This window comes from Amycolatopsis nivea (assembly GCF_004522235.1).
Classification (GTDB): Bacteria; Actinomycetota; Actinomycetes; order Mycobacteriales; family Pseudonocardiaceae; genus Amycolatopsis; species Amycolatopsis nivea.
In genome coordinates, this window is the sequence record NZ_SDLT01000037.1 from 89,870 (window position 1) to 103,678 (window position 13,809).

Consider the following 13,809-nt stretch of genomic DNA (forward strand, 5'->3'; position numbering starts at 1 on the left):
GGCATGACTACACAACTCCAGGCCTCCCGCATCTCCCGAGCGGGCGCCTTCATCGAAGCATTGAGCAGACAGGACTTCGCGCGGATGTCGTCCGCAATGGACAGTGCGGTGCGGCTGACCGCCCTGCTGCCGCCGGGATTGCGCGAATTCCACGGACCGGCCGAGATCACCGCCGCGTTCACCCGCTGGTTCGGCGAGGTCGACGACTTCGAACTCGCCGAGGGCGAGGTGGACCGGGTCGGCCCGCGACTGCACCTGCGCTGGCGGGCACGAGTGCGAGCGGAACGGCTCGGCGAGGGGTGGTTCGCGGTGGAACAGCAGGCATACGTGGACGACGACGCGGACGGGCAGTTCACGCGGATGGTGTTGCTGTGTTCCGGTTATTGCCCGGAGAGCGGGGCGCGCTGAGCGTGTTCTCGTGAGTGTTTACGCCGGTTCTAACCGGCATGAACACTCACGACCCCGCGCCCCTCACTCGGCAAGAACCGAAGTCTCCCAAGCGAACCCGTCCGGGTCCGTGATCCGCCCCGCATCCCCGCCGATGGTCAGGAGATGCGCGCCGGAGCCCTCTTCCGGCACACCGGCGTCCTTCGCCAACGCCTTCCGGCCGTAAAGCGCCAGTTTGATCGGGCTCGTCTCGAATTCCACGTACTTGCGTCCGTAGCTCTTGCCGACCGCGAGCCCGTGCTGGACGTAGAACTGCTTGGTCGCCGCCACATCCGACGCGCCCAGCAGCAAAACCATCTGGTCGTATTCCCGGACCCCCGCGCCGGAGTCCTTCTTCGTGGAGGTCGCGACCTTCCAGATCGCGCCGTCGGGAGCCTGCACCACTCCGCCGAAACCCCACAGCGATTTGGCCGCCGGCTTCAGCGAGGTGGCGCCCGCGGCGAGGGCAGCGTCCAGGTAAGCGACGGCGTTCGCGGGCTGGGAAACGGTGAGCGACAAGGTAAATCCGCGGAAACCGGTGCTCGGCGCGGAGGCCTGCCGGAAGCGGAGACGGTCGCCCAGGTCGAACGCGGCGGTGTAGAAGCGCTCGGCAGCGGCGACATCGGGAACGTCCAGGGTGACAAATTCGAAGGAGGTCATGCGGTAAACGCTAAATCCGGCGCCACCCCGGATGCTTCTTGATTCCTGATCGCTTACCGAGCCCGGGTCCCGGCCAGCCACGCTTCGCGCCGGCGCGGTGACGCTCGGGACAGCCAGGCGTCCTCGACGACCTCGGCGAGTTCCTGCCGCGTCAGCGAGCCCAGCTGCGCGGCGCGGATCAGCACCGACAGGTGGCCGTCGAAGTGCGGAGTGGTGAAAAACGGGCTGTCCGGGTCCTGGACCAGGGCCTGCTTGTCCGATTCGGACGGCACCCAGAACACGATCACGTCCGGATACCGTTCGCCGGTCTCCGGGTCGAAGGCGTCGGGTCGCGGCGTCCGGAAGAACACGAACGACTTGCCGCCGACCTGGTAGACGGGGTTTTCCTGCGAGCCGCGCACCACCGTGACGTGGGGCATCCCCAGCGCCAGCTCGTGCACGTCCTCGACCCGCGCTCGCATGACCCCCACGATACGTCAGGTATGAACAGGGCATGGTCACGCTGGATCGGCTCGTCAACGTCCTCGGTGGGTACGGCGCGCGGTTGTGCTGCTGTCCCGTCGCGCGCGAAGCGGCGTTGCGGGACGTGGTGATGGACGACCCCGCCGACCCGCGCGAGTTGCGCGGCGACGTCTACCTCGCGGTCGGCGTCGATTCGGTGGCGGAAGCCGTCGAACGGGCCGCTCAAGCACGGGCGTCGGTGGTGCTGGTGCGGGGAGTGACGCCGCCGGGACCCGAGGTGGACAGCCAGGTCGCGGTGCTGCTCGTGGACCCGGAAGTGTCGTGGGGACAGCTCGCCGGCGTGGTCTACGGCCTGGTGCTCGAAGGCCGCGAGACGGAATCCGGCCGCGGGCCGACCGACTTGTTCGCGCTGGCCGACAGCCTCGCCGACGCACTCGGCAGCGCGGTCACCATCGAGGACCAGCTGTCCCGCGTGCTCGCGTACTCCAGTCGTCAGCAGGGCGCGGACCGCGTGCGGCTGGAGACGATCCTCGGGCGGCGAGTGCCGGACCAGGTGCGCGAGCTGTTCGAGCGCCGCGGCGTGTTCGCGCATCTCGCCGTTTCGGACGAGCCGTTGTTCGTCGAGGCCGATCCCGAGCACGGGCTCACCGGGCGCATGGTCGTCGCGGTCCGGGCCGGACGCGAGACGCTCGGGTCGATCTGGGTGGAGTGCGAGGAGCCGCTGTCCGACGTCCGGCGCACCGTCCTGCACGACAGTTCCCGCACGGTCGGGCTGCACCTGCTGCGGTCGCGAGCGAGCGCCGACCTCGAACGGCAGGTCGAATCGGACCTGGTGATCCGTCTGCTGGAGGGCACTCCGGACGCGGCGGCCGTGCTGAGCAGGCTCGGTTTGCCGCCCGGCCGGTTCCGCGTGGTCGCGCTCCAGGCGCACATCGCCGACGAACGGCACGCCGCGCTGCTGCTCGCGTTCGAGCGCGCGACCACCGGGTTCGGCTGGTCGCGGCCGGGCCGGAGCACGCTGTTCAGCAACACCGTCTACACCGTTCTGCCCGGTGAGGACGTCGAAACCGCCCGCGCGTGGATCGGCGGGATCCGCGACGCGCTGCCCGCGCAGGTCACGGTCGCGGCGGGGATCGGCGCGCCCGCGTCCACCGCGGACCTGCCCGCGAGCAGGCGGGAATCCGACGAGTGCCTGGCGCTGCACGACGTCCGCCCGAAACCCGGCGCGACCGTCGCGTACGACGAGTCCTGGGACGACATCCTGATCCTCCGCCTGCGCGCCGCGGCGGCAGCGGGACGAGCCCCGGCGCGCGGTCCGATCGCCGATCTGGCCCGGCACGACGCGGCCAACTCGACCAGCTACGTCGCGACCCTGCGCGCGTGGCTCGAGACCCAGGGCGATCTCACCGAGGCCGCCGAACGGCTCGGCGTGCACCCCAACACCATCCGCTACCGGCTGCGGAAGATGGCCGACGTGACGCCGCTGCGGCTCGATCTGCCCGCGAAACGGCTGGCGATGATCATCGAATTGGCCGTCGCCGATCCGCAGGATTGACCGATCCGGACAAACGGGCCTGATCCGTTTGGCCGAACTCGACAAAGCCCGTCCGCCGGATCCGGGTCATCCTGGCCGCACCAGCACAACCAGCGGCACAGCATCGGCGGAGGAACACATGGGCGATCTCGACCGGAAGGACGGCGGGCCGCGTTCGGCGATCGTGGTCGGCGCGGGCATCGTCGGCCTGTCGACCGCCTGGTTCCTGCAGGAACGCGGCGTGCGGGTGACCGTCGTCGACCGCGAGGGCATCGCGGCGGGCTCGTCCTGGGGCAACGCGGGCTGGCTTTCGCCCGGGCTCGCGATCCCGCTCAACGAACCCGCCGTCCTCCGCTACGGCCTGCGCACCCTGCTCGACCGGCAGGCTCCGCTGCACGTCCCGGCCGCCCCGGACCCGCGGCTGTGGCAGTTCCTCGCCCGCTTCGCGGCGAACTGCACCCACCGGTCCTGGAACCGGGCGGTGCGCGCGAACCTGCCGTTCAACGAGGAATGCCTCGAAGCGTTCGACATCCTGACCGCGAACGGCGTGGACGCGCCGACCATCGACGCGCCCATCACCGCCCTGTTCGAGACTTCGGACAAGGCGCAAACGCTGGTCAAGGAACTGGACCGGCTCGGCGACGCCGGGCAGAAGGTGTCCTGGACCCAGCTCGCCGGACCGGAGCTGCGCGAGCACTTCCCGCAGGTCACCGACCGGATCGGGGCCGGCATCCGGCTCGACGGACAGCGGTACGTCGACCCCGGCCGGTTCGTCGAATCGCTCGCCCGCGCGGTGGTCAGCCGAGGCGGCACGATCCGGCACCGGTTCGAGGTCGCCGCGATCCGCCGGCACGAGTACGCCTACACCGTCCTGTCGGCGAACGGGCAGACCGTCAACGCCAACGCCGTCGTGCTCGCGACCGGCGCTTGGCTGGGCGAGCTGGCGCGCAAGTGGGGCGTGCGCGTTCCGGTGCGCGCCGGTCGCGGGTACTCCTTCACCGTGCCTACCGACGAGCCGGTGCCGAGCCCGATGTACCTGCCCGACATCCGGGTCGCGTGCACGCCGTACCAAGGCGGGCTGCGGGTGGCCGGGACGATGGAGTTCCGCAAGCCGGACGACCCGCTGTACCCCGCCCGCGTCGACGCCATCATCGCCTCGGCCCGCCCGCTGCTCAAGGGCCTGCGCTGGGACCAGCGCACCGACGTCTGGGTCGGCTCGCGCCCGGTCAGCGCCGACGGGCGGCCGGTGATCGGCCGGACCGGCGCGCCCGGGATGTACGTCGCGGGCGGGCACGGCATGTGGGGCCTGTCCCACGGCGCGGTCACCGGGAAGCTGCTCGCCGAGCAGATGGTCACCGGCAGGCTCCCGGAAGCGCTGCGGCCGTTCGACCCGCTGCGGTGACCCGCGCGTGTCCGCCGAACCCGTCCCGCTGACCGGCGACGAGCACGCCGAACTGCTCTTCCTCCGCGCGGAGAACGCCTTGCTGCGCACCGAAAGGGACATCCTGGTGAAGGCAGCGGGCTGGTTCGCCGCCGACGCCGGCGTGCTCGACCGCCGCACCGAGCCCGAGCCCCGCTGACCGCCGCGGGACTCCTCGAAAGTCCGTGGGGGCTGGACGCCTCCTGCTTGCCCGGCCCCCACGGACGTCATCCGAAAGGCACCTCTCATGTCGACGACCTCTTCGCGTCCCTGGCTGACCGCCGACGCGCACGCCCGCCTCGCCGCGGAACTCGCTGACCTGCAACGCGAACCCGACCTCGACGAGGGCGCGGGCGAACACGACCGGCTCGACCGGCAGCAGCACCGGCAGGCACGGATCCGGCAGCTCCAGGACCTGCTGCAGAACGCGGTCGTCGGCGAGGACCCGCCCGACGACGGGGTCGCCGAGCCCGGGATGGTCCTGACGGTCCGCTACGACGACGGCGGGACCGAGACGTTCCTGCTGGCCGCGCGCGACGAGGTGGGCGGCGGGCTGGAGGTTTACTCGCCGGACTCGCCGCTCGGGCGGGCGTTGCATGGCGCGAGGCCGGGGGAGCAGCGGGAGTACGAGGTGCCGAGTGGCGCGCTTGTGCGGGTGACGCTGGTCGAGGCTTATCCCTACGGCCGCTATCGAAACGACGGCTGAACCCCGCTTTGTGATTACCCTGACAGGTGTGACCGACGAAGAGCTCATCATCGAGTTCGCCCTCGCCCGGCTCGACAACCCGAGCCTCGACCTCGAGGAGGTCGCGGCGCTGCTCGTCCGCCGCGCCGGACCGGAACGGATGCTCGACTTCGCCGCGCGCAACCTCGAGACGCGCGGCGAACTGCGCGCCGCGATGTTCGAGTCGGCGGTCGAACACGTCTTACGCGTCGTCCTGACATTGCGCGGCCCGGCTGACTGAGCCGTGGACAATTCGCTGACCTGCGTGGACAGCCCCGGACATTGACCGTGGACAGCGAGCGGTTGAGGACAAAACGGACGGCGCGCTGGGATGAGTGCACCGGGATTTCCCGGCTGTACTCCATTCCGATTCGTCCGAGGGGAACACCCATGAAGATCGGCAAGACGCTGATGGCCGCCTCCGCGCTGGGGATCGCACTCGCCGGGATCGCCGCGCCCGCCGCGTCGGCGGACACCGCGGCTCCGGCGAGCGCGCAGAGCAAGCACACCGCGAGCATCAAGTGCACGAAGCCGTCCGGGAAGAAGGCCAACTACTCCTGGGGCGACGGGTTGACGAACGTCACCGTCTACTTCAACAACCACTGTTCGCACAAGGTGTCCGCGGGCATCGTGCTCAAGGACATGGACGGCGCGCTGAGCGTCCAGTGCATGACCACCAACGGCGGCACCAGCGGCAAGAAGAAGTTCCACATCGGCGCGGACCACACGGTCGCGCGCATCCAGAAGGGCTGCAAGCTCTGAGCCTCCGCGGCTGATTCGCCGGGCGGGCCCGGGGCTGCGCCGCCCCGGGCCGCCTGGCAACCTCCAAGGGTCGATGTCGATCATTGGAGGTGTCATGAGCGAGCCCGCGCCCGGGCAGCCCGGGGCCCGCCGGGGTCGCAAGCACATCGTGCCCGACGCCGGCTCGGGCCCGGTGGCCCGTTTCGCTTGCGCTCTGCTGGACCTGAAGCGGGAAGCGGGCGACCCGTCCTACGACCGCATGCGCACGGAACTCGGCGCGGCGGCGTCGAAGTCCGCCCTTTCGGCCGCCGCGCGCGGCCGCAGCGCACCGTCCTGGCCGACGACCTGGGAGTTCGTCCGCAGCCTCGCGGTGACCGGCCTCGGCCGCGACGAGGAGACGGTGCGCCGCGAGTGGCTGGCGCGCTGGGAAGAGGCGGCCGAGGGGCAGTCGGGGTGGGGCTCTGACTCGGAAGAAGGCGCTTCGTCCGCCGATCGGCCCGGTGCGGGGGAGCGGATGCCGTCGGCGGGCGATACTTCTTCCGCGCCGGAACCGCCGCCCGACGCCGATCCGGCTGTGCCCGCTCCGTCCGCCGTTCCCGCCGAACCGGCCGCCGTCCCCGCTGCGACCGCCGTTCCGGCTGCGTCCGCCGCTCCCGCTCCGGCCGCGGCGAAGACCAAGACCCGCCGCTGGGGTTCGATCGTCGTCGCCGCGACCGTGCTGGTCGTCCTCGGACTCGTGGCCGCCGTCGTGGTCCTGGCCACGCCGTCCGCCCGTGACAAGGAAGCCGCCGCCCCGCACTACCCGCTGCCCGGCGACTCGTCCGGCTTCGGCGGCGACGGCCTGCCCGGCGACGTCACCTTCCCGGACGGCGCGAAAGCCCGCTACGGCCAGACGTTCACGAAGATCTGGCGGCTGAAGAACACCGGCTCGGTCCCGTGGCGCAGCCGCTTCTTGCAGGTCGCGGGCGGCACCACCGTGCTGTGCCCGTCACCGCCGCGCGTCCCGGTCCCGGACGCCGAGCCGGGGCAACTGGTGGAGGTGAGCGTCCCGGTGACGCCGACCGGCACCGGCGTCTGCCACGTCCTGTGGAAGATGGTCGACGAACGCGGCGCGCTCGTGTTCCCGGACCGGACCGGGATTTTCTATCAGGTGACCGTCACCGTGGAGTAGCCGAGAACGCGGAATATTCCCCAACCGGGTTTCGGCTCGCTGTCGGGCAAGCGGCCTGACTAGGGGGTTTCCCGTTTCCCATCGAGCAGGCGCTGGGAAACCCCCGCTTCACGCTCGTGCCGCGCTGTCGTGATCTGCAAAATCGTCGCTGTGGACGATGTCATTCAGCGCACGCGAGCCGTGGCTGTTTCGTGCGCTCTGAGTCGCGACATGCGGAAAAAGGCCGGAAAGCACGACGACGGGACAGCCGACTGTTCCACGCCGGTGAGCGCGAGTTCGTGCGGTTTCGCGCTGACCGGCTGCCAATTCATGACTCCATCCGTTGTAAATCGCCGAGTTCGTCTGCCCATGCGGGGCTTCGCTGTGCTGGACTGTGCGAAGTGCCGCGGTGCCAGCACCGCGCGGAGGCATTTGACCAGTCCTCCGCCACGGGCATCAGGCAACGGGGAGGGGTCGGTGGCGGATAGCCGCGCACAGTTCGGCGCCGAACTTCGGCGGTGGCGGACCAGAGCTGGAGTATCGCTCGCGGACCTTGCGGTCGTGGTGCACTACAGCAAGGGCTATCTGAGCAAAATCGAGAACGGGCTGAAACGAGCGCATCCCGATCTCGCGCGCCGGTGCGATGCCGAATTGGGGGCAGGAGGCAGGCTTGCTTCCTTGGCCGAAACCGGGGAGCACCGAACCGAATGGGCCGACGAGGCCGAGGACGGAGAGGCCTGGATAGTGAATCTCGACGGCAGGGACGGCAGCTGGTTCCGTCCGATGGGAAGACGCGAGGCGATCGCGCTGGGCGCCGGGCTGGGGTTCAGCGTGGGGGCGCCGGCTTTGGCGCGTTCGGCCGGGGGAACGGCGTTGTCCGTGTTCCGCCTCCAGTTCGACCAGATGCGGGCTCTTGGGCAGGCCGCTAGTCCCGGCGCGGTCATCCCCACGGTCATCGCGCAGACGCACACGCTTCGCGAGTTGGCCAGGCAGGCGGTCGGCCGCGACCACTCGGAGCTTTTCCTGCTCGCTTCCCGGTTCGCGGAGTACGCGGGCTGGATGGCACAGGAAAGCGGAGACGAGCGGGCGTCGCTGTGGTGGACTGACCAGGCGGTCCGCATGGCCGAATCCGGCGGAGACCGTCATCTGGCCCGCTACGCGCTGGTGCGGAAGGCAGTCGTCGCCTTGTACCAGGAGGATGCCGGGAAGACGATCGCACTGAGCCGCGAGGCACAGGCGGGGCCGACGCCGGCGCGAATCCAAGGCATGGCCGCGCAACTGGAGGCGCAAGGGCATGCGTTGGCAGGCGACTACGAATCGTGCATGCGAGTTCTCGACCGCGCGCGTTCGCTGCTGGTGATCCCGGACGACCGCGGTGATTCCGCGTTGCCGGTGCTGGGCGCCATGCACCTCGAGGACCCGGTGGCCATGGCTGCAGGGTGGTGCTTGCTCGATCTCGGCCGCCCTCGGGAAGCCGCCGCGGTGCTCGACCGGCAGCTCCTCACGGTGCCGGAGCACGCGCTGCGGACCAGAGCCCGCTACGGCGTCCGCAGGGCGCTCGCGTACGCGATGCAGAACGAGGTCGAAAGAGCCTGTGAAATCACCGCCGAGTTGCAGGGCCCGTTGCGGGCGATCGGCTCGGCGACCGTGGCGCAGGACCTTCGCCGGTTGCGGCGGACGCTAGCCCGCTTCCACGGAAATAAAGCGGTTCGAAACATCTATCCGCTGCTGACCGGCCAACTGGACTAGTCGCACTGGGCGTGCCCATTTTTTGATTTCTTTGTGTATGGAGGTTTATTTGTCATGCCTGAAGTATTTGTGAACTACCGCACCGGGGACGGCGAGCAGCTGGCGACGATCATCGACCAGGATTTGCGCCGTCGCTTCGGCGACGCAGCCGTTTTCAAGGATCATCGGTCGATTCAGGCAGGCGCGGTGTTCCAGAAGGCGCTGGAGAACGGCGTCTGGGGCAGCAAAGTCTTGTTGTGCGTCATCGGGCCTGCCTGGCTGACCGCCGCCGACGGGACCGGAAGGCGCAAGATCGACAATCCGGAAGACTGGATCCACCGCGAGTTGGTGATGGCCTTCGACCACGGGGTGCGGGTGATCCCCGTGATCGACGAACAGGCGCAGTCGCCGCTGCCGGTCAAAGAGTTGCCCCAGCCGCTCAAACGGCTCGCGGATCTGCAGTACAAGATTTACCACCACCGGGACCCTGACACTGTGCTGAACCGGATCGCTCAGGATGTGCTCGATTCCGTCCCTGGGCTGAAAGATCTTACTCAGCCTGCGAAACAGGCAGGCGAATCTGCCACGCGGAACGAAGTCCATGGCGGAGGTATAGGCGGGGTTTGGGGCGACCCGTCGATCGGGACGATCATCAGCGGCCCGGGCAACCAGTACAACGGCGACGTTTTCGGCGGTTCCCAGTTCAACGGCCCGACCCATGCCGGAACGGGCACGTTCAACAACGCACGCACGATCAACGTCGGGAAAGACGACGGCTCGGCGGAGGGCGAGGAGCGGCCTTGACTGCGAGCGAGCGCGAGTCGCCCGGCCCGTTTCCCTGGCCAGGCGCAGGCGCACCGGTCAATCAGTACACCCAGATCAACAACATTGGCACCGCTGGCCCGCACAACCGGCGCCGGCCGTTCGGCCTGCTTCACGAGTCGGACCTCGGCTGGCTCTATCGAAGGTTCGAACCGCCGGAAGGTTTTCCGCACGCTCAGCACAAGCTGGAGAAGTGCGGGCTGGTCCTCATCTCCGGGCCGGCCGGAGCTGGGACGCGTACCGCGGCGAAGATGCTCCTGCGCACTTACGCTGATTCCAGTCATCTGTTCCGGGTTTTGCCGACAGAGGTCGAGGAAGACGCGTTCGATCCGGAAAGCGTTGCCGACGGAGACCTGCTTCTCCTTGACCTTTCCGCGGTCGAGAGCGAGCACTACGCGAAGCTGAAGGAGAAGGCGCTTTACCTCCGGGCGCACACGAAAGCCCGATCGACCAGATTGGTGATCATCGTCGATCGAGCGGTGGAGGAGCAGTTCGAATTCGACGAGAGCCGCCAGTTCCTGGTTCCGCTGGGGCGGCCCGACCCGGCGGTGGTGCTGCGGCGGCATCTCGCTGCGGACGGGCTGTCCGGCGACCTCGATCCGGCGGAGTACCAGGCATTCTGCGCTTCGCTGGTTTCGTCGAGCATGAACGACCTGGCACGTCTTGCCGACAGAGCGCGGTTATTGGCGCGAGGTGGCGAACGGCTGCTGGATCTGCTCAGGGAAGCGCAGCAGGCGGTTGCCGACCGGACTGAAGAAGCGCGAAAGCTCCTCGACGGCAAGAAGGACGGCGTGGTCCGCGCGCTCGCGTTGGCCGTGGCGATGCTGGAGGGCGAGCATCGCAGAGTGGTCTTCGCGGCTGCCGCCAAGCTGCTGACGCAGGTTGAGCACCCGGAGAGCGAGGTTCCGTTGCTGGAACGCACCTCGTTGTCCGGATACCTGGGCGAGGTCACCGCGGTGGCCGTGGACGAGCACGGCGGGATCCGGTTTCGGGAAGCCGGATACGGCGCCGCGGTCGCCGCCTACTTCTGGCGGGAATACCCGCGGTTGCACAATGTTCTCCGCGACTGGAGCGCCAGCCTCGTAGGCATGGAGGAATTGAGCAGGCGGTCCCGGCTTCGGCTGGCTGACCGGGTGGCGATCCAACTGCTCGACGCGGATCTGCACGACGACCTGGCGAAGCTGGTCAGGAACTGGCCGCGGGCGCGGGATTGGCCGGACCAGGTGCAGACCGTCCTGTCGAGAAGCCTGGCACATCCGCGGCACGGCCGATTCTTCCGGCAGCAGTTCTACACGTGGGCGCGGGCGCGCGACCTGCCGGACCAGTTTGCCGCGGTGCTGGCCGATCTGTGTGCGGCGGAGATGGCGGCGGAGTACCCCGAAGAGGCGCTCACCAGGCTCAACCACTTGGTCAAGCGAAATCGGGACAGCATCGACAGTTATGCGCTGGAGCGGTTGCTCGAACTGGTCGCGAGCGATCTCCGGCTCTACCGCCGTCTCGCCTGGCGGTTGCGGCAGCATCCTCCCCGGCCGGGGCGCGGGCGATCCGAGACCGAGCTGGCGCTGCGAGTGCTCAGTCCGAAGCTGGTGCTGAGCACTGACGTCCGAGGCCGCCGCTTCGGGGCCGATCCCACTGTGCGCAGGTGCGTAGAAGCGGTCTGGCGCGCGCTCATGACCAGCCTGCCCGAACGGGAATGGCAGGAGCTTCTGCGGGCTTGGCTGACCGAATGCGTTGATGCGGAAGCTCCGGACGCGGCCATGCTCGTTCGCGAGGTGCTCGCCGGAGCAGGCGGCGACCCCCGGACCCTCGCCGCCGTCTATGTGGCTGCCAGGGATTGGGCGCGGAGCGGTGATCGCGTTTCAGACGCCCGCCTCGCGCTCCTTGTCATCCAGCTGATCAACGAAGCGCAGGGTGTGGTCGATCCGGATGCCACTCTCCGCGAGAAGAAAGGCCGATCATGACTTCATCGGACAAGGCCACGCTCTCCATCGCACTGCTTGTCTGCGCCGGTGTTCCGATCGGTCTCACGATCGCACTGGACTCTTTTCTCTGGCTTCTGCTCGTGCTTCCGCTGGCGATCGTCCCGGCAGCCGTTTACAAGCGGATCAGGGCCCGGATCGCCTACGAGTCCGAGCTCGACCGGCGCATGACGGCGCACCTGGCTGCTGTGCAACCGCCCGTGCCGGAGCCGGTGCCGGAGCCTGCTCCGATTCAGTTCGAGCGGGCTGAAGTGACCGCGACAGCGTTGCCGAGCCGGTCCGAGGACTACCGGTTCCTGTTCTCGGCGACGGTGTGGTGGCGGTTGTGCCCAGGGGTGCGCGGGCCGGTGCACGCCAGCCCCGGTGCGGTAGCGATCAACGAGGTCGTGGAACGAGCGAAGGCGATCACCGCGGGTGAACTGCCTCTTGACCACGAACAGGTCCGCCACCGGTTGAACAGCGTGTTGGGCAAGGTCCAGCCGGACAGCTCCGGATTCGTCGAGGTTTCGGCTGCCGACGTGCGCCTCGATCTCGAGACCGCCGACCGGGAGCGGCTTGAGCTGTTCGCGAGGACGCGCAAAGACGCGCTGGTGTGGGAGTACGAGCGCAAGCATGAGGAAGACCGGCGGCGCTATCTCGGAGAAGATGTTCTCAGCGACACTGGCAGTGCGGTCGTCTGGTGGCTGGTGAAGCAGAACAACGACGTGGCGAACGTAGTGAAGGACATCAACACTCTCGCCGAGCTGACGGCGGCCGCCAACAACGTGCGGCCGGTGGCCGGCCGGGAACTGGGCTATGGGCAGATGGCGTTTCCGGAGGACCTGACCGTGCCCGAGCGCACGCCAGCGGTCTCCGAGCCGTCACCGCGGGACAGCGTGGTCGATCTCGTCGAAGCGCTGATGAACGGGATTGGCCTGGACGCAGACGCACCCGAACGGGAGCTGCTGGCTGAACGGCTGGCCAGTTCTTTTGCCGCGGCGGGCAAACCGGACCCGGCCGATGAGGTCCGCGAGGCCTTCGGCGCGTTGGACCCGGACCCGTCGCCGTCCGGACCGGTTCAGGTGGAGCTGCCCCAGGACGGATCGGCCCAGGGAAGCTCGGCTTCCCCGGCTTACGACGGCGACGCTCAGCAGGCCCAAGACAGCGGGGCTGCGCGGGCATGGTTTCAACGGGACGAAGAAGGTGCCGACGCTGATGCTAGGTCGCCGCACGACGTCGCGGCTGGCCGAGTTCCGGACGACGAGGCGGAGTTCGGTCGGGGTGAGACACCTGATCCGGTTTCGGACGGCGGGGGCGACGGCACACAACCAGAGGTTCCGGAAGCAAGGCACGACAACTCGGACGGGAGGCCGGGCTCCGGCTCGCCGCACGACGGCGCGGAACCGGCTTTGCTCTGGCCGGATCCTGGTGCGCCGGGAGAGCAGACCGATCGCGTCGCCCACCCCGGGAGCTCGAGCGCGGATCAGGAGTGAGCCGCAGAGACAGGAAGAGGGCCGGGCCGTGTTCGTCGCAGCAGGACTGCTGGGCGAACTGGCCCGGCGGGTGCGGAGCGACGCCGCGGATTGAGCGTCGCCGCAGGTCACCGCCCTGGGCAAGAAAATCGTACCCTTTTTCCCGTTCGCTCGTTCCGTTCCCGCTGATTCCATTGTGGACAATTTCCGCCCGCCCGGAACCCGGTTGCGGGACGAATTGGCGGACCGGGAATGGCGGCACCAGGGGCGGTAGCGGTCACATTGCGGAGGGTGGTCAACGAATACCCTCCGCAGGATCACTCCTCCGGGTGGGGCGAAGGGCAATCCGCCATCGGGGCCTCGGTTCCGGTAGCTCAGCGTGAGAAAACCGCGGAGCCAGCGTCGCGTTACATCACTCTTTAGTGGTGAAATTGCGATAATTGTGGTCACCGGAACCGGCGGGCGGGCGCGGTGCGCGACGGATCTTGCTTTGCGTTTCCCGGGCGTCTTGATAATGTCGCGGCCTGCCAGGGACCGACAGTTGTGCTCGGTCACGCGTGGATTCGGGGATCCGTGCGGCGGCTCCATTCTTGATGTTCGGAAGGACAATTCATGCGTTCTGCCCTGCTGCGCGGACGGACCGTCGCGGTCGCCGTTCCCGCGCTGGCTTTGCTCGCCGCCGCCGTCGCCCCGCCGGCGCTCGCCGCCGCCG

14 protein-coding genes are annotated in these 13,809 nt (G+C 68.8%); 12 read left to right on the plus strand and 2 right to left on the minus strand.

The genetic code is table 11. The annotated features are described in order from the left end of the window. Positions 1–3: 3 nt before the first annotated feature. On the plus strand, positions 4–408 hold the full coding sequence (locus EIZ44_RS34035; protein ID WP_037810375.1) for a nuclear transport factor 2-like protein: 405 nt from the start codon (positions 4–6) through the stop codon (positions 406–408). A 63-nt stretch (positions 409–471) separates the two neighbouring features. Here the strand turns inward: EIZ44_RS34035 and EIZ44_RS34040 are convergent, their stop codons facing one another. Together EIZ44_RS34040 and EIZ44_RS34045 are read right to left on the minus strand one after the other, a co-directional pair. After that, the gene (locus EIZ44_RS34040; RefSeq protein ID WP_134733225.1) at positions 472–1,086 is read right to left on the minus strand and encodes a VOC family protein; all 615 of its coding nucleotides are present in this window, start codon (positions 1,084–1,086) and stop codon (positions 472–474) included. A gap of 53 nt (positions 1,087–1,139) precedes the next feature. After that, the gene (locus EIZ44_RS34045; RefSeq protein WP_134733227.1) at positions 1,140–1,547 is read right to left on the minus strand and encodes an MmcQ/YjbR family DNA-binding protein; all 408 of its coding nucleotides are present in this window, start codon (positions 1,545–1,547) and stop codon (positions 1,140–1,142) included. A gap of 32 nt (positions 1,548–1,579) precedes the next feature. On the opposite strand from EIZ44_RS34045, the gene EIZ44_RS34050 reads away from it, so the two are divergent. The 11 genes from EIZ44_RS34050 (at position 1,580) to EIZ44_RS34095 (ending at position 13,118) form a co-directional block, all read left to right on the plus strand. Next, positions 1,580–3,103, plus strand: coding sequence for a PucR family transcriptional regulator (locus EIZ44_RS34050; RefSeq protein ID WP_134668083.1), 1,524 nt, complete (start codon positions 1,580–1,582; stop codon positions 3,101–3,103). A 118-nt stretch (positions 3,104–3,221) separates the two neighbouring features. Next, on the plus strand, positions 3,222–4,484 hold the full coding sequence (locus EIZ44_RS34055; protein WP_134733230.1) for an NAD(P)/FAD-dependent oxidoreductase: 1,263 nt from the start codon (positions 3,222–3,224) through the stop codon (positions 4,482–4,484). Positions 4,485–4,491: 7 nt separating this feature from the next. Next, positions 4,492–4,662, plus strand: a complete 171-nt coding sequence (locus EIZ44_RS44940) for a hypothetical protein (protein WP_037810387.1) — start codon at positions 4,492–4,494, stop codon at positions 4,660–4,662. An 87-nt stretch (positions 4,663–4,749) separates the two neighbouring features. Continuing rightward, positions 4,750–5,208 (plus strand): GreA/GreB family elongation factor, encoded by a 459-nt coding sequence (locus tag EIZ44_RS34060; RefSeq protein ID WP_043827743.1) that lies wholly within the window; start codon positions 4,750–4,752, stop codon positions 5,206–5,208. Positions 5,209–5,236: 28 nt separating this feature from the next. Then, positions 5,237–5,467 (plus strand): hypothetical protein, encoded by a 231-nt coding sequence (locus EIZ44_RS34065; RefSeq protein ID WP_037810389.1) that lies wholly within the window; start codon positions 5,237–5,239, stop codon positions 5,465–5,467. A gap of 149 nt (positions 5,468–5,616) precedes the next feature. Continuing rightward, a complete protein-coding gene (locus EIZ44_RS34070) occupies positions 5,617–5,988 on the plus strand; it encodes a hypothetical protein (RefSeq protein WP_051728743.1) in 372 nt (123 codons plus the stop codon). 94 nt (positions 5,989–6,082) lie between these two features. Next, entirely contained in the window at positions 6,083–7,138 is a 1,056-nt protein-coding gene (locus EIZ44_RS34075) for an NBR1-Ig-like domain-containing protein (protein ID WP_134733231.1), read from the plus strand. Between the two features lie 456 nt (positions 7,139–7,594). Next, positions 7,595–8,866 (plus strand): helix-turn-helix domain-containing protein, encoded by a 1,272-nt coding sequence (locus tag EIZ44_RS34080; RefSeq protein WP_238607763.1) that lies wholly within the window; start codon positions 7,595–7,597, stop codon positions 8,864–8,866. Between the two features lie 69 nt (positions 8,867–8,935). Next, a complete protein-coding gene (locus tag EIZ44_RS34085; protein WP_167754359.1) occupies positions 8,936–9,649 on the plus strand; it encodes a TIR domain-containing protein in 714 nt (237 codons plus the stop codon). Beyond that, positions 9,646–11,628: an nSTAND3 domain-containing NTPase gene (locus EIZ44_RS34090; RefSeq protein WP_134733235.1), complete on the plus strand. Its 1,983-nt coding sequence runs from the start codon at positions 9,646–9,648 to the stop codon at positions 11,626–11,628. Before EIZ44_RS34085 ends, EIZ44_RS34090 begins: the two co-directional genes overlap by 4 nt. Next, entirely contained in the window at positions 11,625–13,118 is a 1,494-nt protein-coding gene (locus EIZ44_RS34095; protein ID WP_134733237.1) for an ICP22 family protein, read from the plus strand. The genes EIZ44_RS34090 and EIZ44_RS34095 overlap by 4 nt, the downstream gene beginning before the upstream one ends. Positions 13,119–13,809: the final 691 nt, after the last annotated feature.